This is a genomic window from Providencia sp. 2.29 (assembly GCF_015832305.1).
Lineage (GTDB): Bacteria > Pseudomonadota > Gammaproteobacteria > Enterobacterales > Enterobacteriaceae > Providencia > Providencia stuartii.
This window is the reverse complement of record NZ_CP065420.1, coordinates 3,941,072-3,960,193: the sequence shown is the minus strand read 5'-3', so window position 1 is coordinate 3,960,193 and position 19,122 is coordinate 3,941,072. Positions and strand designations below refer to the sequence as shown.

At 41.6% G+C, this 19,122-nt stretch carries 19 protein-coding genes and 5 pseudogenes; 15 read left to right on the top strand and 9 right to left on the bottom strand.

Translation table 11 applies throughout. The features are described from left to right. Positions 1-416 precede the first annotated feature (416 nt). Together I3B46_RS18710 and I3B46_RS18705 are read right to left on the bottom strand one after the other, a co-directional pair. On the bottom strand, positions 417-1,247 hold the full coding sequence (locus tag I3B46_RS18710) for a hypothetical protein (RefSeq protein ID WP_231405875.1): 831 nt from the start codon (positions 1,245-1,247) through the stop codon (positions 417-419). Positions 1,248-1,605: 358 nt separating this feature from the next. Next, on the bottom strand, positions 1,606-1,803 hold the full coding sequence (locus tag I3B46_RS18705; RefSeq protein WP_042116133.1) for a helix-turn-helix transcriptional regulator: 198 nt from the start codon (positions 1,801-1,803) through the stop codon (positions 1,606-1,608). Positions 1,804-2,086: 283 nt separating this feature from the next. Between I3B46_RS18705 and I3B46_RS18700 the strand changes: the two genes are divergently transcribed. The 14 genes and pseudogenes from I3B46_RS18700 to traN all read left to right on the top strand — a co-directional run bounded on the left by I3B46_RS18700 (position 2,087) and on the right by traN (position 11,960). Then, on the top strand, positions 2,087-3,037 hold the full coding sequence (locus tag I3B46_RS18700) for a hypothetical protein (protein WP_004916159.1): 951 nt from the start codon (positions 2,087-2,089) through the stop codon (positions 3,035-3,037). Between the two features lie 234 nt (positions 3,038-3,271). Beyond that, positions 3,272-4,003: a DUF3944 domain-containing protein gene (locus tag I3B46_RS18695; protein ID WP_163762186.1), complete on the top strand. Its 732-nt coding sequence runs from the start codon at positions 3,272-3,274 to the stop codon at positions 4,001-4,003. Between the two features lie 46 nt (positions 4,004-4,049). Continuing rightward, positions 4,050-4,739 carry a helix-turn-helix transcriptional regulator gene (locus tag I3B46_RS18690; RefSeq protein ID WP_068908291.1) on the top strand — a complete coding sequence of 230 codons (690 nt, stop codon included), beginning with the start codon at positions 4,050-4,052 and terminating at the stop codon, positions 4,737-4,739. Between the two features lie 16 nt (positions 4,740-4,755). Beyond that, positions 4,756-5,253 (top strand): hypothetical protein, encoded by a 498-nt coding sequence (locus I3B46_RS18685; protein WP_004916179.1) that lies wholly within the window; start codon positions 4,756-4,758, stop codon positions 5,251-5,253. Between the two features lie 71 nt (positions 5,254-5,324). Continuing rightward, entirely contained in the window at positions 5,325-5,789 is a 465-nt protein-coding gene (locus tag I3B46_RS18680; protein ID WP_004916954.1) for a hypothetical protein, read from the top strand. A 66-nt stretch (positions 5,790-5,855) separates the two neighbouring features. Beyond that, positions 5,856-6,074 (top strand): hypothetical protein, encoded by a 219-nt coding sequence (locus tag I3B46_RS18675; RefSeq protein ID WP_154611486.1) that lies wholly within the window; start codon positions 5,856-5,858, stop codon positions 6,072-6,074. A gap of 97 nt (positions 6,075-6,171) precedes the next feature. After that, a pseudogene (locus I3B46_RS18670) lies at positions 6,172-6,572 on the top strand (antirestriction protein). A 96-nt stretch (positions 6,573-6,668) separates the two neighbouring features. Further along, positions 6,669-7,490, top strand: a complete 822-nt coding sequence (locus I3B46_RS18665; protein ID WP_163762184.1) for a DUF932 domain-containing protein — start codon at positions 6,669-6,671, stop codon at positions 7,488-7,490. A 17-nt stretch (positions 7,491-7,507) separates the two neighbouring features. Continuing rightward, positions 7,508-7,990, top strand: coding sequence for a JAB domain-containing protein (locus tag I3B46_RS18660; protein ID WP_101495227.1), 483 nt, complete (start codon positions 7,508-7,510; stop codon positions 7,988-7,990). A gap of 8 nt (positions 7,991-7,998) precedes the next feature. Further along, positions 7,999-8,220, top strand: a complete 222-nt coding sequence (locus I3B46_RS18655; RefSeq protein WP_196993114.1) for a DUF987 family protein — start codon at positions 7,999-8,001, stop codon at positions 8,218-8,220. Between the two features lie 616 nt (positions 8,221-8,836). Continuing rightward, the gene (locus tag I3B46_RS18650; RefSeq protein WP_104872931.1) at positions 8,837-10,054 is read left to right on the top strand and encodes a tyrosine-type recombinase/integrase; all 1,218 of its coding nucleotides are present in this window, start codon (positions 8,837-8,839) and stop codon (positions 10,052-10,054) included. 119 nt (positions 10,055-10,173) lie between these two features. Continuing rightward, a complete protein-coding gene (locus I3B46_RS18645) occupies positions 10,174-10,458 on the top strand; it encodes a membrane protein (protein ID WP_004917096.1) in 285 nt (94 codons plus the stop codon). A gap of 326 nt (positions 10,459-10,784) precedes the next feature. Further along, on the top strand, positions 10,785-11,369 hold the full coding sequence (locus I3B46_RS18640; RefSeq protein ID WP_196993113.1) for an antirestriction protein ArdA: 585 nt from the start codon (positions 10,785-10,787) through the stop codon (positions 11,367-11,369). 213 nt (positions 11,370-11,582) lie between these two features. Beyond that, the gene (gene traN / locus I3B46_RS18635; protein WP_041705183.1) at positions 11,583-11,960 is read left to right on the top strand and encodes a conjugal transfer protein TraN; all 378 of its coding nucleotides are present in this window, start codon (positions 11,583-11,585) and stop codon (positions 11,958-11,960) included. Between the two features lie 227 nt (positions 11,961-12,187). On the opposite strand, the gene I3B46_RS22555 is transcribed toward traN, so the two are convergent. From I3B46_RS22555 to I3B46_RS18620, 3 genes and pseudogenes are all read right to left on the bottom strand, one after another. Next, entirely contained in the window at positions 12,188-12,367 is a 180-nt protein-coding gene (locus I3B46_RS22555) for an SMI1/KNR4 family protein (protein ID WP_163762181.1), read from the bottom strand. Further along, a pseudogene (locus tag I3B46_RS18625) lies at positions 12,315-12,599 on the bottom strand (transposase); the annotation flags it as partial. The gene I3B46_RS22555 and the pseudogene I3B46_RS18625, both read right to left, overlap by 53 nt. Positions 12,600-12,694: 95 nt before the next feature. Further along, complete coding sequence (locus I3B46_RS18620; RefSeq protein ID WP_041705181.1) at positions 12,695-13,267, bottom strand: cytochrome b/b6 domain-containing protein; 573 nt, start codon at positions 13,265-13,267, stop codon at positions 12,695-12,697. An 857-nt stretch (positions 13,268-14,124) separates the two neighbouring features. Between I3B46_RS18620 and I3B46_RS18615 the strand changes: the two are divergent. Continuing rightward, positions 14,125-14,304: pseudogene (locus tag I3B46_RS18615) on the top strand (transposase); the annotation flags it as partial. On the opposite strand, the pseudogene I3B46_RS18610 reads toward I3B46_RS18615, so the two are convergent. The 4 genes and pseudogenes from I3B46_RS18610 to I3B46_RS18595 all read right to left on the bottom strand — a co-directional run. Further along, positions 14,270-14,695, bottom strand: a pseudogene (locus I3B46_RS18610) (Rpn family recombination-promoting nuclease/putative transposase); the annotation flags it as partial. The pseudogenes I3B46_RS18615 and I3B46_RS18610 sit on opposite strands and share 35 nt — an antisense overlap. A 110-nt stretch (positions 14,696-14,805) precedes the next feature. Next, positions 14,806-15,461 (bottom strand): annotated as a pseudogene (locus I3B46_RS18605) (IS1595 family transposase). Between the two features lie 337 nt (positions 15,462-15,798). Beyond that, entirely contained in the window at positions 15,799-16,479 is a 681-nt protein-coding gene (locus I3B46_RS18600; RefSeq protein ID WP_121875316.1) for a fimbria/pilus chaperone family protein, read from the bottom strand. Positions 16,480-16,548: 69 nt separating this feature from the next. Further along, positions 16,549-19,023 carry a fimbria/pilus outer membrane usher protein gene (locus I3B46_RS18595; RefSeq protein ID WP_231405874.1) on the bottom strand — a complete coding sequence of 825 codons (2,475 nt, stop codon included), beginning with the start codon at positions 19,021-19,023 and terminating at the stop codon, positions 16,549-16,551. Between the last annotated feature and the right edge of the window lie 99 nt (positions 19,024-19,122).

The window sequence follows — 19,122 nt, the reverse complement described above, 5'->3', positions numbered from 1 at the left end:
AATCAAACTATAATCATCAGATACACTAGTGTTATAAACCACAAACTAAACCAGTCATTAATCACACTATTCTTTAAATTAATTATTCACAAACACTCTATTCATCATCAAACAATAATAGATTACTTACCAGTCAGTATCATTCATCTATATTAATGTTTATATACTTATTATACTTATTATACTTATTATACTTATTATACTTATTATACTTATTATACTTATATATTAATTAATTCTTAAACTAAAGATAACGCCCCTAGTCAGGTAATGTATCCGCGATACAATACCGTGACTCACAATCATCACAAAGTGATCGCTTTTGGGCGCTATCGAGAAAAACAACTGCGATTTGAGAAAAATAAACCGATGTATGTGAGTGAGCTTAGCTTATCGCTTTCCTCCAATATGGATAATCATATCGATTTTGGCTCTTCATTCCCGTCCTCGTCTTCCCCCTTTGGTTTTGTGAAAAATGAAAGGTAAAATACTTTTTTGTTTTTTTCATCACGAATATTAACACCAAAGATAGCCGAAACAAAATCTTCAATCTTTTCCTGCCATATAATTTGTAATTGAACCATGTCATTATATTCATACTGCAATATTGACTCCCCATCATTAGATTTCGTCTGAATATTTTGTGTATCGGAATAATTCAATAACGACTCAATCAATTTATCTTCATCTCCCGAAAGAAGGGCATAAAAAAGACAAATTGCAATAATCTCACAAAAGTAAATATCCAGTAAAAATAACTTTTTTAACGCATTAAATTTAATTGAAATTTGTTTTAACCCCAGTCGACGACATTCATCACATAATAACTGACTGAGTAATAACGATTCTAATGCCAACTCAAAATTCACTTCTTTAGGTCGATAAAAATAATACTCCTTTAATTTACCAATTTCTTGAAATAAAGCTAAAATCTCCTCATCACTGCAATAATCATTTAAATACTGATAAAGCGAGCCCGTCATTGGAATACATTCGTTTTCACTTTGTTGCCCCATCAAAATGGGATACGGACATGATGCGGGTAATTTATGCCGTCGTTTGCGATTAATTTTTGTGGGGGCTATCAATGTATTCAGTCCCGTATTTTTTCCGCCGAGTGAGTTTGGATACAAGTGACACAAATCTAAACTCAGAAAAGGCAATAATTTTACGATTTCATCCTCACTCTCATCATACGCAACATACGATTTTTGGTATTTCGCCTTTAGAGTGTAGAGCTTAATCATCTCCGCAATGTCCGTGAGCGAATCTATCGATCCCATTTGCTTGGGATTTAGCTGAATAAAACGCTCGATATTACGCCAATAGGAATGCCTTATCGTCTTCGTTATCAGGCTGTTGTCAACCACCCTCGATGCCCGATAGCGGCACGCATTCGAGCAAAATCGTTTATTTTGTGTTTTCTTAATATACCGTTTACAGCCCTGCCGCTCACACTGTTGCTTTCCTTTATCATAACGCCGATTTATGTTCCTCATTTTGGTGTCATAATGTTGCTCACATAAATAGTGATGTCGAGCATCCACATTATCGTAAACGGGTTCATGACAATTTTTCCGCTTACAATGTGCTTTTATCGGTTTCTTAGTCATGCCGCGCTCCTTCCTGTTGAGATGAAATCCAATCATGGATATCGGATAACCACCAACGGCTGCTGCGTCCCAGTTTTATCGGTTTAGGAAATTGCCCCTTTTTTATGAGGGCATAAAACCACTTATCTGTCATTTTTGTACATTCGGTAATATATTTCATATCAACGAGTAGATTTGTTTCTTTCTTCATTGCTACCTCTTGATTTATATCATCTTTATTTTCAATCTCAACTTTCCTTATTAGCATATACAATCTTTATCGAGAGAAATACATCTTCTGCTTTATGTAATTTTAAGGTGAAATATGCATTGAAAAACAATTGGTTATTAGAAAAACGTTTCAGAGATACTAAACACAGCGTCATTTCATAATTTACTATCCACTTGCTCATCAATAAAATAGCCATAAATAATGCCCACTTTGATAGAATTACGGCATGAAACCTCACTAATCAAAAACAAAAGGTCAGTATATGTCAAAAAAGTATCAACTTCGGCTAAAAGCCACAAAGACAATTCAAATTATAATTGGAAAGAAAAAACCTTTATCGATATCAAAACAACTCAAATATTTCGGAACGCATACAAATAATTTGGAATCCAAATTTAAGACAAAGAAAGGTTTTCTTGATCTAATGAAATACGCTGTAAAACACATGCCGCTGAAAGAGTGGAGTCTTTCAATCATTGACTCGCCCTTTACCACAAAATTAAATGAGACTGCCGATGAATACGACCAGCTCTACGACACGTTTCATTATTTTCAACATTATCCTGACTATGAAGAATTTAAAACGGTTATAGAGCAAAGCGAAGGCAATGTGTCACAGTTTATCGCTGAACGTTATTATTTAGCAGCTCAATGTATTGATGACATCAATTTTATTGAATTCTCTAGGAGTGTTAAAACAACTGATGAAGCAACATGTTACAAAGTCATAAGTCAACAGTACCGAACACTATCAACTAATTTAGCGAAACATCAATCCATTTTAAACACGCTCAACGTTGGGATATTAGGGTTGATGCTGGCAAAATATGCCTATACCCAAAAAAAACAAGGTAAAGCCAATACCTACCTTGATGATTCCAGTAAACACATCATGGCACTAAACGCATTTGTGAATTCTCAGGAGCAACAAGTCAAACGTAGCGCAGGAGCATTGGAAACCCAAAAACCCTATAAGCTAGCCAAACTTGAACTGATTAGATTACTCGAAATAGCCTCAAAGCAAAGATCGTATAAAACCTCAAAAGATTTAATAGATTCGCTCGTGAGTGATATGAAATACTTTGCCAATACGAAAAATGGCAGGAAACCTGCTGAATCCAATATGGAAAGAACAATTCGTAATTGGCTACTAAAAGATGAAAATATCAACATCAAGTATAACTTGTGCTTAAAAAACTGCATTCATCCTTAAGTGTACTCCATGATATCTCACATCTATATTACCAATATGAAAGTCATTGGACCTCATATCGTTTGATGACCTTCATATTTACCCCATCACTCAACATTTAATTATCAAAATAAGAATGAGACACACTTTGACCTGACTATTTATCGTTTTAGCTGAAAATAATTTTTTACACGACATACCCTGTCCGGTCGGTTTGTTACGCTGTTGGCTCCTTAATTTATTGGAATCAACATCATGCCTAAATACCGTATTGACCCTGATTTAGCTTTTATTGCTCACTGTACTAATGACGACTTAAGCCTTTTAGTTTCCGTTCTGACTCATGACCATAAAGATGGCAAAAAACGCTGGAGTGAGCGTTTAACCCGTAAGCCGGAATATCAACTCTATTACCCTAACCATCAGCGTTATTGGACAGACATTTGTGCTGAGCTGCAAACCTATGGGGCCAACAGTTTAGTCAGTGCCGTACGTGGCAATAAAGGCGTGTTATACCGTGAAATCCTGCTAGATGTTTGTAAAAAGCTGAAAGTTAACTTTAATCCCAAAAGCGACATTGAAACGCTGGAAATGAACCTGTTAATGACGGTGATGGAGAAAAGTTTAGATAAACTCAGTGAAGAAGAGCTCCGTACTCTTTCCCACGATTTACAACTGAATCTCACCAATCCCACACCGCAATTGGTCATGATAGCCTTACAAGCTGCCGTTCGCACTTCCGGATTTGCGGCACTCGAAATTGCCACGGTCGCTGCCATGAGCATCATCGAGCTACTCGGCGGCGTGGCGACATGGGGAACGATATTTGTCGCTAATCGTGCCTTATCCTTTTTAGCGGGTCCGATTGGATTAACGCTCACCTCCGCATGGCTCATTGCGGACATTGCCGGTCCCGCGTACCGCGTCACGATACCCGCTTGCATCATAGTTGCGTATCTGCGCCAAAAGTCCCTTTCACCGGCCTAAGCCTACGCTTAAGCCCTTTTGTGTTATCGCTGGTAGGAAACCGAATATGGCACAACCGTCACCTCGCCATGACCGATTAGTTCATCGGCTGGCGTATATCCTGACCCATTTATTTAAAGGAGAGACCCTATCACCCCGAGTTTTAGCGGCTGAATTTAATGTGTCCCTGCGTACCATACAACGGGATTTTCATGAACGTTTGGTCTATTTGGACATTGAACAACAGGAGGAAGGCTATCGTCTTGCGGGCGGACAATCCGCCTTACGTACTGACAGTGATATTTTGCAGTTTGCCCAGATTACCGATATTACTCCGCTTTTTCCGGTGCTTGACCGCAAATTGCTGTCGTTATTATTGAGTCGGCACGCGCAAGGCTCCCCGTATGTGGTCTATCACGCACCGCCCAAAGCCTTGCCGTCCGTGTATGGCGGTTTTGCTTTAATCACGCAAGCCATTTTGGATAACCGATTTATTCATTATGAGATTGGGGGAAAAACCACGCATTGGGTCGCACCGTATAAGCTCACCTATTTTAATGGGCATTGGTATGTCTGCGGCGTAATGAATGGCCTTATTCATGCGGTTGAGTTGTTACACCTGCGTGATGTGGGGCTCAGTGCTCGGCACTTTAAGCCCGACACTGCCTTGTTACAACGTATGACTGAGCGAGCTTTTATACAGGCCTTACCCCACTTTCAATACATCAAGGGGATATTGCATCCCCATCAAACTTAACCATCAAGGAGACACGATGACGCAGCCATTAAAAACACGCCTTTCCCCACTTAAGTGGGGAGTGCCCTTTATCACCAGTGCCTTACTCTTTTTATCACCCGCCGCACACAGTCTGATTTTAGACGAAGAGTGGGGGGATTGGTATGGCAGTACCGCGATGGCTTGGGCGCTTAACACGCAAAATGAAGCAGGTGAAACCCTCACGTTAACCTGCACGAATAAAGCGTTTCGTGTCCAACTGAATGCGCCGGATTTCACGGAGCCTGTGGGCTCTGATTATTTCGTTCAAGGCATGCAACTGCGTATCAACGATACCGCGTACGATTTTTTTCCTAGCGCATTTGAAGATACCGTTGGACCGGATAAAGCCTTATTCCATGCCCTTAAGCAAACGAAAGACACCGACACTTTACAATTTACGTCTTTACAAATTGATTCCCAGCCCTTTTCGGCAAAAGGTCTCGCTGAGGCACTCGCCGATACCGATTATCAAGACTGTGTTGACCATATGTAAGCTTCATTCCTGAGTCAATCGTTGCTTTATTAACAATCTCATTCCAATATATTCTAAAAGGAGTTACTTCAGTGATAAATAAACTAAAATATCCTCTATTATCCAGCTTGTTGCTGACACTCACCGTCAGTGCAACTGCACAAGCCGTCACGTTACGTGGAGAAATCCAACCTGACCGTTATACCTACTACCTCACGCCAGCTTATGGCAAAACCTTAAAGGCGTTAAATGATAAATCCAATCGCCCTTACTACCCCATTTATCCACACGGTGAACTTTACCCTTATGGCTCTTATCAACAAACCAAAGACAAACCCGCCCCCACTGCCATGACCTGCATCAGCAGCGTTTATTACAATCGAGGTGCAGCGGCTAATTGGCTAAAAATTGCTTGTGTCGATAATAACGGTTTGGAGTATGAAGGCAATCAAAAATGGCCCCCGAAGTCTGTTGCCACCCGCATTTGTAAAGTGGGAGAAGCACGATGTGATTCCTTCTTGAGCTTAAAGAGTGACGGTTGGTCAGGTCCACAATAACGTGTCGTTAATCATTTATCCACATAAAGCCAGCCTCACGGTTGGCTTTTTTCATTAAGGAAAACCATGTCAATTTTAAAACTCATAGCAACTACCACCAGTGTTGTATCACTAGTCTACGCGACAAAATATGCACAACAAACCATTGCCGAAAAAATGGCTCAAACGGGGCAGTATTCCGATGCAGAAATACAGGCAGCACGGTTAGGCACAATATTGGCCTGTGCTGATTTACTTGGTGGTGCACTGGATAAACTGCTGAATACCTTCTTTAAAGCACACTAGCCCCTTCGATTTACATTCTATCCAATCGACATACGGCAGACGAGCGAGTCTGCCGTTTTTTATTCCCTTCAATATCACTAATATCAAGGTTATTTTTATGAATACTGGCACAATCGCAATGACATCGGTTCCCAACCACCAACGCGCAGATTTCTGGCAAACTCATTTTGGCAACGTATTGAAGGCGATATCTTTAACATGATGGCGAAGCTTTGTAATCGCTATCAAGGTGCTTTCTGGGAGTTCAGTATGCTGTCTAATGGCGGCGCATTTATCTGGCCTGATATGCTCGAAACCTCCCTGCAAATGTTTAACCCACATAACGGAAATGAAGCTGAGTTAAGCCCTGAGGCAGCTGGTATTGCAGTCTGTTTGATGGCTTACAGTATCTGGTCCTTTAAAACCGAAAGTCCTGTGCTGGTGGAATATTTTTACCTGTTGCGTGATTACGCTATACAGCATCCGGAGCAAGCTCAAATCTTTCGCCTTATAGACTGATTTATCAGTCACGGTTTTATCTTTCCCCCCACCAGCAATCTTCATTTAATCCATTTATCGAATGATTTATCAGTTTAATTATTGAGGAGAACCCCTATGTCTCGTTTAGCTTCCCGTTTTGGCAATGCTTGCTCTATTCGTCGTGACCGCCCGCTAACTACCGAAGAGTTATTTCGCACCGTACCCAGTGTGTTTTCAGAAGAAAAACACAACTCTCGCAGTGAAAAATACTGCTATATCCCTACCATTACGTTACTCGATAGCCTTCAAAAAGAAGGCTTCTATCCGTTCTTTGCTTGCCAGACCCGTGTACGTGATGCTAGTCGCCGAGAGCACACCAAGCATATGTTACGTCTACGTCGTGAAGGTCAAATCACCAGTCAGCAAGTGCCTGAGATTATCTTGCTCAATAGTCATGATGGCTCATCGAGTTATCAGATGTTACCGGGGATGTTCCGATTCGTTTGTCAGAATGGCTTAATTTGCGGACAAACCTTTGGTGAGGTGCGTGTACCGCACAAGGGCGATGTGGTGGAAAAAGTGATTGAAGGGGCTTATGAAGTGTTAGGGCTATTTGAACGCATGGATGAGCAACGTGATGCCATGCAGTCCCTATTATTACCGCCACCAGCCCAACACATCTTTGCTCAATCTGCTCTCACATATCGTTATGGTGAAGCGCATCAACCTGTGACCGAAGCGCAAGTATTACAGCCACGCCGTGTAGAAGATAAGAAGGACGATCTTTGGACGGTGTACCAACGTTTGCAAGAAAATTTAATTAAAGGGGGATTATCAGGCAGAAATGCGAAAGGTAAACGCGCTCGCACGCGTTCAGTGAATGGGATTGATGGTGATGTGAAGCTTAACCGAGCCTTGTGGGTGATGGCTGAAAATATGCTTCAACTAGCCTCGTAATGATGGAGATATTAACGATGGAGAGTATCAATACTTATACGAATACCTTAACACTGCTTCCTAATGAACAACGTACTATCAAACGTGCGTTGAGCATACTGGATAAGTATCTGCGTGAACCGGGTATTGCTTTTACATCAACGCAAAATGTGAGGGATTGGTTACGGCTAAAAATGTCAGCATTAGAGCGTGAAGCGTTTATTGTGCTCTACTTGAATCAACAAAATCAGTTGATAAGCAGTGAAACCCTGTTTGCTGGCTCGATTAGCAGCACACAGGTTTATCCTCGTGAAGTCGTCAAACGAGCACTTCATTTTAATGCTGCTGCCGTTATCTTTGCACACAACCATCCGTCAGGCGATATCACGCCAAGCCAAGCGGATAAATCTATCACGCAACAATTAATAAAAGCATTGCAGCTAATTGAAGTTCGAGTACTTGACCATCTGATCATCGGTGGTCAGCAAATCTTCTCTTTCGCTGAGCATGGCTTAGTATGAGGTGAACCATGAATATCATCCGTAAATCCGCAGCAATGAAGATCCATCAGCAACATTTAGGCTCTCGCCTTGCGAGTTATTGTGGGGGAAAGTATAAATGGGTTGGTAATAGCGAGCATTATATTGGTAAGGAGGTGCCAGATTGTCGTGGCGTGTTAGCTGTTTATGTTGAACGTCGCCAAGACAGAGATGGCCCTTATGCGTGTGTCATGTGTGTAACATTGAATTGAATAAGTACTGATCACTTTGAGTTTATCCTATATTGGATGGATAAATTAAGCCTACTTCCACTTTGATTAGTATTCAATGGCACATATCAAACCGTTGGATCTTAACTGAATTAGACATTGAGGAATTAAACAAAAATGACACAATAAGACATCATTAAACATGTCAAATTGGCAATACCATGATTCATACTAGAAACAATTAACATGAACATGATCCCCATTAAATGTATACTTAAAAAGGATTCGAATACGTTATAATTACACCTGTCATCTGTGCAAAAAAACAATCTATTTGCTGCGCTCTATCGCCCCAACCGTGCTCAACAAAATCCACCAAACGGACCGAGGGTACAAAAGAGGGTATAAATAAAATCAAATTCAATTAATGGATTTAAATACAATCAGTTATAATGAAAAATCGATTCCGAGTCCGGCACCACTTTCACTTCTACAGTGGTCTCCTCAAGTCAAGTAAACTCCTTTATATTCATTGATTTACCTTGTATTATCACTCATCGAGCTCCACCGAACTCAACACGACTCAACCTAAATCAAGTGTCTGTTGGGGGCTTTTTTGGGGGCTCATCGTGTTCAATGTAATTTAGGGGCCCCCATTATGGCACTCAGCGCTCGGCAGATACAGACTGCCAAACCTAAAGACAAAGAATATAAGCTCTCTGATGAGCGTGGACTTTACCTTCTCGTTAAACCCAATGGTGCTCGTTACTGGCGAATGAAATATCGCTTCGCTGGTAAAGAGAAAAAATTATCGATTGGTGTATACCCTGATGTTTCTCTTGCTGATGCGCGAGTTAAACGCGATGAAGCTAGAAAACTATTAGCTGAAGGTAACGATCCGGCTGAACAAAAGAAGTTAGAAAAGCTCGCGAAGAAGATCACCGTAGAAAATACGTTTAAAGCGATTGCCATTGAATGGCACACTCATAAATCATCCGAATGGTCCGAAAGCTATGCGGAAAGTGTTCTTGATGCTTTAGATAAAGATATCTTTCCTTATTTAGCTAAACGTCCTATCGCTGAGATCCTACCTTTAGAAATGTTGGAGATCTTACGGATGATTGAAAAGCGTGGCGCTTTAGAAAAAATGCGTAAGGTTAGACAGTTCTGTAATCAAATTTTTCGTTATGCCATTGCAACAGGACGAGCAACCGTAAATCCAGCTGCTGAGCTCACTGGAACACTAAAGGCACCAAAAACAAAACACTTCCCTCACCTTACCGCTCAAGAGCTTCCTGAGTTCTTGCAGAAGCTTTCGGAATATACAGGCAGTCCTATTACCCGTTTAGCCACTAAACTGCTGTTACTAACAGGAGTGAGAACGATTGAGCTAAGGGCTGCTCACTGGAGTGAGTTTGATTTTGATACTGCACTCTGGTTAATTCCCGAAGAAAGAATGAAGATGCGTAGACCACACTCTGTTCCGCTTTCCAAACAAGTGCTTGAGATCTTAAAAGAGCTACATGCCTTTACGGGCCAATATCAACTGGTTTTTCCGGGACGTTGCAATATCAATCAACCCATGAGTGAAGCCAGTATCAACATGGTATTAAAACGAATTGGGTATGACGGTAAGGCGACAGGGCATGGCTTTCGTCACACGATGAGTACAATCCTGCATGAACAAGGATTTAATTCAGCGTGGATTGAAATGCAGCTAGCACATAAGGATAAAAACTCTATTCGAGGAACCTATAACCATGCGCAATATTTAGAAGGTAGACGAGAAATGATGCAGTGGTATGCCGACTACATCGATTCATTGCGAAATGGTGGAAATATTCTTCATGGGAATTTTCATCGTCAAAACGCATGATAACTAACCACGATTTATCGTAATACATCTCATTCAATAAAAAAGCTTTATCACTGAAAGCCTCTGTCCTCACGGACAGGGGCTTTTTTGCTTTTAAATCAACCTAAAAGGAAATTATCATGGAAAATTACATTCGTTGCCCGGCCTGCGATTCAACTCGCATTCGTGAACGTCATATCGGGAAAAAGACAGGAGCTGTTGCTGGTGGCGTATCAGGCGCACTAGCTGGAGCGTCTATCGGCTCTGCTATTCCTGTTGTAGGGACGATTGCTGGTGCTGCGGTAGGCGCTCTATTTGGACGTTTAGTCGCTGGAGCTACTGCTGGGGCTGTGAGTGGTTCAGCTTTAGATGGCGTGGTATTTGATCGTTATGAATGTATCGAGTGTGAATACACGTTTGATTGATAGCCATAAGTTAACGGAAACCCCTGATGGGGTTTCATCTCTTAGGAGTCTGTGAGTCTGAACTGCCCCTAGTTTATTGGACAGGGGCTTTTTTTCGTTTTAACCCACACAAAAATAAATCATGGTAAAAAACATAACATGTTATCGGGATTGTAAGGCAACTCATTATCCTGCTCTAAACCGTCATTAATCATTTTTAAAGCGAGTTGCCTGTTTTTCAGCTGATGGGGATTTTATATCAACATCAGCTTCTAAAGGGAAATAGCTCCCTTTATCAAAATATCGCCATTAATTAAATCACAATACATCAATAATAGGACACGAATATGCATATAACTGCGACGGCTTCCCCATGCCTAAAATCGGGGATGATTTCTGTTTTTATTACGAATTTAGGTAAATATAACGAAGGAGAGCTGGTTGGTGAGTGGCTTGAGCTTCCGGCAACCTCAAAAGAAATAGAACAATGTTTAGTGCGGATTGGCATTGATGGTATTCACTATGAAGAGTATTTCTTGACGGACTATGAATCCTCCATTGATGGCCTTTCTTCTTACATTTCAGAATATAGCCTTTTAGATGAGTTGAACGAGTTAGCCTCGCGATTAGCCATGTTATCGCCTGATGAAATTGACCTTTATCAGGCGGCAATTGAAATCGGTTCTTCAACGAGTTCAATCCATGATTTAATTCATTTAGCGGATAATTTAGATTCTTTCCAGCAATTAGCGGGGGTCAATAATGAATATGATTTAGGTTATTACTGGATAGAAGAAAGTGGTTGTTATGATTTAGCACAACTGGGTCATTTATCCCATTACTTTGACTATGAACGCTATGGACGTGATGTTTGTCTTGAACAAGGCGGAATTTTTCACAGTGGAGGATATGTTTATCATACGGGTGGGTAGATAGGACAACAGAATGGGAGTCAAACCGCTTTCATCCCTTAAAGCGGGAAATAAAGAATGTCGTGGTACCCCAATGATATCCATAAGCTAGAACGTTAATCAAACTAAACTCTATTTTAAGCCATCTTTACGGATATCCGTGAAGATGGCTATTGTGGTATTCTTTTTTTATTTAATTCAAACTATTAAATGGATACTTATCTGACGGCCTACATGATTTATTCAGTCACCATGATCCTCATTCAACTTATCTGGAAATGTGAGCTGAGTGAGTTTGAAATGAACGCTAAGCGGGTATTGAAGAGTTGCCATTATGTAGGCTCTAACCGCAAGTCTAAGTTCTTAGGTGCCTGTGTTGAAAAACGGCAGTCATATTGCTGCTTTACTTCGCCACTTTCACGGATCATTCAAGTGCGTCCGCAATTGGGTCTTGGTTGGGGCAGTGTGAAGTCACCAAACTGTGAAGGTTTGACCGCGAGTCAGTTAAATCAGGTAGATTGGAGCCAAGTCAATCTGGATGAATGGATACCTATTTTGTCGATCACGGGCAACCTACCCGAAGTACCGTCACTGGCTCAGGAAGTACGCTAAACGTGGATGGAAACCGTCAAAGTGCCGCAGACAGAGCCATTGAACGGCTAAACGGAATGGATGCCCAGAAACTGCGTCAGGAGGCGACGGAAGAAATTTCGGGGAATAACTGATTGCTCCTATAAGAAGTAGAAAAATATTGCAAACTGGTCGCTTTAATAAGCCAATTAAGTGACCAGTTTGGCCCTTTATTTCTACTAATATTCTCGCTTTAAGTTTCTTTTATATTACCTATTGATTTTGAGTAAGAAATCAGAAAACGTATTGTCGATCAGCTCTGTTTCTCCTGTCTCAAAATCCAGAAAGACGACCGTATCATTTTCCTTGTTAAAGCAAATGTAGTTGCCGAAATTATCTATCGCAAGTAAGCAACCCGTTTTGCCAGAAGCGTTCAAATACGCCAGCATCCCGCCACTCCTGAAATCGGCGATGAGCAGAGCTTGACGAGCATATACCGGTGGCATTTAGCGCATTCCACTGGCAACCCGTCCTGAGTACGAAGAAAATGGCGTTCATTGCAGCGCGATTATCAACCCGCTTGCGGTGCGTACCCAGCGGGTGTTGAGTTTTATGCTCCGGAATCAGTGGAGCCATTTTCTCCCAGAGTTCATCACTGATTTGCCACTTGTTCCCCACCATGCTTTGCCCTCATAAATTATCATTATGTATTATCTGACAATTCCTTTTGGGATAGGTTCTAATCACCCATATTGCCAATGAGGTATCAAGCAAACCTATTTATTTTTACTTTTTTTCCAAATTATAAAATGAATAATCCCTAAACCACCGTGACCATAAATATAAATCTCAATTAAAATTGTGAGTGATTTATGAATACTTCTAGCCTCTAAAGCAAATGGAGACTGCTGTAACCATAGAAAAAACCATGCAATACCAGACAAAATAACAATTGATAAAGCACCTAACCCTAGCCCTTGAACTGTCGCGGCAAGCCCTTTAGGTGAGCTGTCTGGTAGCTTTTTAGCTAAAAGAGAGTTTATATCTTCTTTGATTTGCTTAAAATCCCCCCAGAGATAGGGATAAAAATATCTAAACCCTCTCTGGTGAAAACATAACACGACTAAAAATAACGTTAAGAAAAAAAGCACAAAGCCTGAAACGATATGAATCCAAGTAAATAAATAAGTCTCTTCAAAAAATGGAATAACTGCTGACTTAGTACCCGTCATCCAATTACTAACAATGATTTGCGATATCACTAAGAGTAGAATTAACATATGTAAAATTCTTATTCTTTTAGTCTGATAAAGACCAAAAAAATCCCAAATCGATTTAAATATGCCCACAATGCTTCACCCTTTTTATGATTATTCACACGAATACAGTTTAATTGCTTATAACTCACTTAGTTATGGCTTTAAGCCCTAACTGTAGAATATTTTAGATGAAATACAGTTCACATCTACAAGTTAATTACAATTATCATTTTAAGATTGTTGTATTTATAGGCCAATACCAATTAGTTTTTCCTGGGCGTTGCAATATTGGTACCATTGTCTGGAATAAATTCCTATTGAGATAGGTTCTTAGTATAAGTACATTAACTAATCAGTCAGAAAGGCATCAACAATGAAGAAAATAATTGTACTCTCATTTCTAGCAGCGTCTATGCAGGTCAATGCGACTTCCTGTTACAGTGATGATTACGGTAATACATCATGCTCAAATGGATTGTCAGCATATAACGACGATTATGGAAACACTACTTACAGTGATGGTATCTCGTCATATACGGACGATTATGGTAACACTACTTGTTACTGATAAAGACCGTTGCTGAGTTAATGCACCTTGAGTAATATAACAAGGAGCGCCGACTATTCTTGGGATAAAAGCGCCTTAGTTTTAAACTCGAATTGTGATCCACTTAGTCGACAAGTAGAAAGAGACTGGCAACATTCGCTGCCAGTTTGAAACGGCATTCTGACTGGAGTGTGTATTTTTACATGTTACTTCATTAAACGAAGAAATTGAGGATTAGAAACCTGCATCTGCAAGCTATTTTTGTATTCCGTGATTTTTCCTCGCACACAGACTTTTTGCTCATTAAATCTAGAGCGTGTTGATCTTTTCGGTATAAAAAGCAGACAGCAAATGGGGCTGTTATAATGGTTTCGCCAAAAATCAAAAAAAACACCCCCAAATGCCGAGACTTATGTTAACAGATGATAGCTGGAAGTTACTATCAAAGATCATGCACCTAACCGGACGTATTTATAACAAACCAGAACATAGAATGACCCTTGAAGGTATTTTATTCCGAATAAGAACAGGCATTCCATGGCGCGATTTACCTCGTCAATTTGGTGAATGGAATACGGTTGGGTATACAACGCATTGGCGATATCGGGTAACGGAAAACAATCGGTCCACAACTGGGAATACGGATAGGGTGATCGGCCACCATGATAAAACAACACCGGCACCACCAAGGGCAACGTTTTATGCCCTTACTGAAGGTGTTGGTTCATGGCTAAGAAAGCATAATGCATCAATCGCCAGGCCATCAGCTTATCCGGCGTCGATTGATGCTCTACAAGAAGGTAGATATACCCTTCGCCCTCGGTGGTTTGTACCGAGTAAAGCACATCCGACAAACGGGAGCGTAATTGCTTATCAATAAACGAAGAATTGGTCAGCGACAAGGTGCTGAAATCACACAACGCTTTGATGTGCTCCGGCAAATGTATCTCAAAAAAGTCCTTGGCTCTGTCGGTTACCCCCTAACGTACGCGAAAAACGGCACTGTTGCAAAACTTGTTTTTTTACCCAAAATGAGGTGTCGTAGTTACAGTATATTAATTGGGGCTGTCCTATATAAGGTTTAAATTTTACCTTTAACTATCTGTTTTAGCATAGTTAATTGTTGTTTTGCACTAGGTGTGTTAAATCGCCATTCACACTCTTTTAAATACAGCTCAAAATGAGCCTTCGGAATACCGTTAAATTTACGCATGTGACGCTTCGCTTGGTTCCAAAAATTCTCTATGTCATTGATGTGATTTTGCCGGCCTTTTTTGTCGACAAACTGGGTGCTGTGATTGATCCTGTAATGCTTAAAATCGCTCACATCCAGTACGTCATAACTGGCAAAATTATCTGTGTAGACGATGCTGTCAGGGTAAATTTTTGACTCAATTATTGGCAGTAATGTCCTCGATTTAGCATCGGGTATGACCTTGGTATAAACCTTGCCACCACGCTTGAGAAGCCCGAAAACAGGCACTTTCCCAGCTGCCCCTCTACCGCGCTGACCTTTACGACGCCCCCCAAATAACTTTCGTCCAATTCAATCTCGCCATCAAACCAAGTGTGCTTATCAACGTGCTCAGCTATCAGCACTCTGAGGCGATGAAAATAGTAAGCGGCTGTATTTCTGTGGGCACCAACTAACTCTGCGGCAATACGGGCTGTGGACCCAGCAATAAACAGCTCAAGTAACCGTGCTTGTTTATACTGACTGAGTCTACTTTTTCTCATAGAACTATCCTAGATGATCTTAGTTATCTAGGACAGCCCCAAAAATAATAACAACAGGTTAAGAAAATAAATAATTAAACCTATGAAATAAATCTTATTTTGATAATAAAAAAAATTATAAATACTATTTTTAATAAAAAAAATGCTTTTTTACTCAATAATAAATACAAACTCATAAATAGAAATATTCTGTAATAATTCAACCGTAAAAATCATACAAAAACAACAAAAATGTGTATACATATGATTTGTTATAGAATAAACCAAAATAGCACCACTAAGAACTGCTGGTCAGAGATATGGGCTTGTTGCAAAAATCGTTTCGTCTTTGCTTAATTTAATGTTTGACACTGAGCGTGGCTTCTTGCTGCGTTTTAAATCCGTAACGACTTAAGGGCGAAATTGTAATAGTATTCACTTTCCCTTTTACATTTACCACTTTTGATTCATTGGGGCGCAGATAAAATTGTCCAACACTGTAGTCTTCATTACCTGGTTGTGCAGTAAAATTAGGCGCAAGGCGAATAACTTGCTTTCCTGTGTTCGTGAGGGTTAAAGTCTCACCTTGTTGACTCACTTGCAATGCCTCCCACGGGGTTTGGCTCACGGTCATACCCGCCGGGGTGATGAGCATCGCCACATCTTGGCGAATGGGCATTTTGGTAGTGTTGACTTTGGTTGCCCCTACCCCTTGGAACGACACTTTTAAGATGGCTTCATGGGGTAGTGTTAAGCCTTTCTTTAACACAAAGTTGATTTGCTGACTCTGTTCAGGTTCAATACGGATAATCGGTGGGGAGACCATCACGTCACTGGCGAGCTCTTCGCCCCCTTCAAGGTTAGCAACTTTAGTGGACAGTAAAATTGGCTCCTTGGAAGTGTTTTTAACATTAAACACCTTGCGGGGCTCAGATTCATCCACAATTACCGTCATGGTTTCCAATTGAAAATTGGCGTGGGCGGCAGCACTGGTTAATAGGGATACCACTGCCAGTGTTTTCAGTAAAGTTTGTTTCATTTTATTACCTCGAGTTTACTCATAACGGAATGTGCTTTTAACATTACGTGTCTCTTTATTATAGCGGTTTTAACGACAAATTGCGTCGGCTTCTTCATATAACATGTTGGGGTTAAACTCACTCGGGACCGGATAGTCGACAAGGCAGTCCCCCTGGTTGGCAATGCGTAGTTTCACTGGGCGACCAATTTGCTCATTGTTTAACATCACATTTCCTTCGCCCATCACCACGCCAATCAAACCGTCGTGTTCATCTAATACACTGCTGCCTGACGGTGCTGGAGAGCCATCAGCAAGGGTGATGCCCAGCAGTAACTGTTTCATGACAGTCGCCGTCACGGTGCGAGATATCACGGTACCTCGCGCCACCGCGACATCAAATGAGGTGGTGTCTAAGCGAACATTTAACGGTAATTCCTTGGTATCTAATTGTACAGTGGATTTCCGATTCACGGGCAGTGTCGGAATAGCGGCTGTACCAAAATGGTTGGTGATCGTCTTTCCGCCCCCTAAGGTATTGACTTGAACGCCAGCTTGGCCAGGTACAGATAAGATACCGAAGGTATCCCCTAAAGCAACCGGCGAGGTGGCAATCAGCCCATTTGAGTATGCCAACGCCCCAGAGGCAGACGCCATGACGGAATGTCCATTTTCATTACGCCAAGACCCACTGGCCGTTAACTGGCTGTAAGGCGTAGTCGTATTAACACTTCCGTTGATTCGATTATTATCTTGGCTGTGTGCGACGCCCACGGAGTAACCCATCAACGAGTTAGGCCGATGATTAAACGTACTGGTTAATACATCTTCTTGCTGATAACGTTGCCACTGGGTATTTAAACTGGCGCGCTGACCTAACGGAACAGACACATTCAAAAATAAACGGTTATCACGGTCATTACCATTTTGATAACTTACATTGAGAGAGGCCAGTCCGATTTTTCGTGCATAACTGAGGGTATGCAAAATCGAATCTGACCGGTCACCATAATAGCGTGTTACACTCGCAGAATACCCCACTCGCCCCCAGTCAGGGGTACCCCAAGAGAGTGAGACTGAATTGGACATGTGAGTCTCATTATTTTGCCAATCAAAAAAGGGCTCGCTCTCTTCGCGAGGAGACGCTTCCTGATTTTTTTGTAACGCTTCGTCTAAGTTTGGGAACTCCTTTGTGCGATAAAGGCTAGATATGCCGAGAGAAACCGCACCTAGCGAGGCGCTGAGACTCGCATCCCATTGCTGTCCTTGCATATCTTGGCTGTGAGCATACTGTGCGCCCAAACTGCTACTGAGGGAAGCTTGTTCACCCCACGGGCGAGCAAGACGCATGCCCACGGATTGATAGCGGTCAGACCACTGTAATCCTGCGGCATAGTCGGTTTTTTGGTAAGAAACGGTGGCTTCCATATTGGCAATTAACGGCGTGTAAACATCGTCATCTTGACCTCGCTGGCGATATTGTCCGATACCGATTTGATAAACGGGCTCACTCATGACGGTGTCGAGTACCTCTCGCGAAGTCACCACCGTAAATTGCTGTCGTTCACCATCGTCTTGTATCACCGAAACCTGAAGCGGTTGTCCATTGACCACACCATTAATCCGGTCAAGCTCAAACGGACCTGCTGGCACTAATGTCCGGTATAATAAGCGGTTATTTTGTATTACTTCAACGGTGGCCGGCGTTTGTGCCACCCCCACAACAGGGACGACCAGTTTATTAGTATTCTGGTAAGCGGTATCGGAGAATAATTGAACCCCGTTCAGTGGGGTTCCGCCAAACAAATTACCTTGAGTGTTAATTTGTCCCAACTGCAACTGAGCCTGCCAAGGTGCGATACTACGCGTTAACGTGGTTTCATTAAATTGGTATTCGGTTTTATTTTGTCCAGACGAGAAACTGCTGTTATTGCGTAACACCCAATTTTGCCAGTTGGCACCGGTTTCAAATTGCCCTTGGTAAAACCGTTGGGTATCCCAGCCTTTAATTTCCATTCCATACAGGCGATAGTTGCTTAATAAGGCAAAACCCCCATAAGTGAGTTCATCGCCTCGTAATGCAGGGTCAAAATCCGATTCTGATACCAAGACATCCACGGTAAACGCATTCGGGTGAGGGGTGACTTTCGCCGTCGGATAAAGCGTGATGATATCCTGACACCCTGATGTAATTTCAACGGTTTTTAATTTTAATGTTCGCTGCAGCGTCGGGGTCACACATAGTTGCCCTTGGTCTCCAAAAATGACGGTTGCGGGGTAGCGAGCACTGCCATTGACAATCACGGTAACATCATGACTTCCTGGTAAAAACTGACTACCTTGTTTAAAAAAGTCAGCAACTTCAGCTCCATACCCGAGCGCTTTTAAGGCTCCCACATCAAACTCAACCGTATCATGTTGAGCAGAAAGAGGTGGTGTTGATGGTGACGTTGTCTCGGTATGTGTGGCAGACATGGCGTGATGCGATAAAGTCGTAACCAAACAAAATGTCATCCCATGACGAAAGGGCGTAAAATAACGAGAAAAAAAATGCAGTAATAACATCGTGCTGGATACCGAAAAAAGTCACGTTTATGTGCGTGACGGACTAATAATGACACCACTGGAAATAGGTAACCTGCTTTCCAGTGTGCGCTGAGATTC

Coding starts and splice junctions, on each gene's coding strand:
- I3B46_RS18710 (WP_231405875.1), bottom strand. CDS start 1,247: ATGATTAAGCTCTACACTCTAAAGGCGAAATACCAAAAATCGTATGTT.
- I3B46_RS18705 (WP_042116133.1), bottom strand. CDS start 1,803: ATGAAGAAAGAAACAAATCTACTCGTTGATATGAAATATATTACCGAA.
- I3B46_RS18700 (WP_004916159.1), top strand. CDS start 2,087: ATGTCAAAAAAGTATCAACTTCGGCTAAAAGCCACAAAGACAATTCAA.
- I3B46_RS18695 (WP_163762186.1), top strand. CDS start 3,272: ATGCCTAAATACCGTATTGACCCTGATTTAGCTTTTATTGCTCACTGT.
- I3B46_RS18690 (WP_068908291.1), top strand. CDS start 4,050: ATGGCACAACCGTCACCTCGCCATGACCGATTAGTTCATCGGCTGGCG.
- I3B46_RS18685 (WP_004916179.1), top strand. CDS start 4,756: ATGACGCAGCCATTAAAAACACGCCTTTCCCCACTTAAGTGGGGAGTG.
- I3B46_RS18675 (WP_154611486.1), top strand. CDS start 5,856: ATGTCAATTTTAAAACTCATAGCAACTACCACCAGTGTTGTATCACTA.
- I3B46_RS18665 (WP_163762184.1), top strand. CDS start 6,669: ATGTCTCGTTTAGCTTCCCGTTTTGGCAATGCTTGCTCTATTCGTCGT.
- I3B46_RS18660 (WP_101495227.1), top strand. CDS start 7,508: ATGGAGAGTATCAATACTTATACGAATACCTTAACACTGCTTCCTAAT.
- I3B46_RS18655 (WP_196993114.1), top strand. CDS start 7,999: ATGAATATCATCCGTAAATCCGCAGCAATGAAGATCCATCAGCAACAT.
- I3B46_RS18650 (WP_104872931.1), top strand. CDS start 8,837: ATGGCACTCAGCGCTCGGCAGATACAGACTGCCAAACCTAAAGACAAA.
- I3B46_RS18645 (WP_004917096.1), top strand. CDS start 10,174: ATGGAAAATTACATTCGTTGCCCGGCCTGCGATTCAACTCGCATTCGT.
- I3B46_RS18640 (WP_196993113.1), top strand. CDS start 10,785: ATGCATATAACTGCGACGGCTTCCCCATGCCTAAAATCGGGGATGATT.
- traN (WP_041705183.1), top strand. CDS start 11,583: ATGATTTATTCAGTCACCATGATCCTCATTCAACTTATCTGGAAATGT.
- I3B46_RS22555 (WP_163762181.1), bottom strand. CDS start 12,367: ATGCTGGCGTATTTGAACGCTTCTGGCAAAACGGGTTGCTTACTTGCG.
- I3B46_RS18600 (WP_121875316.1), bottom strand. CDS start 16,479: ATGAAACAAACTTTACTGAAAACACTGGCAGTGGTATCCCTATTAACC.
- I3B46_RS18595 (WP_231405874.1), bottom strand. CDS start 19,023: ATGTTATTACTGCATTTTTTTTCTCGTTATTTTACGCCCTTTCGTCAT.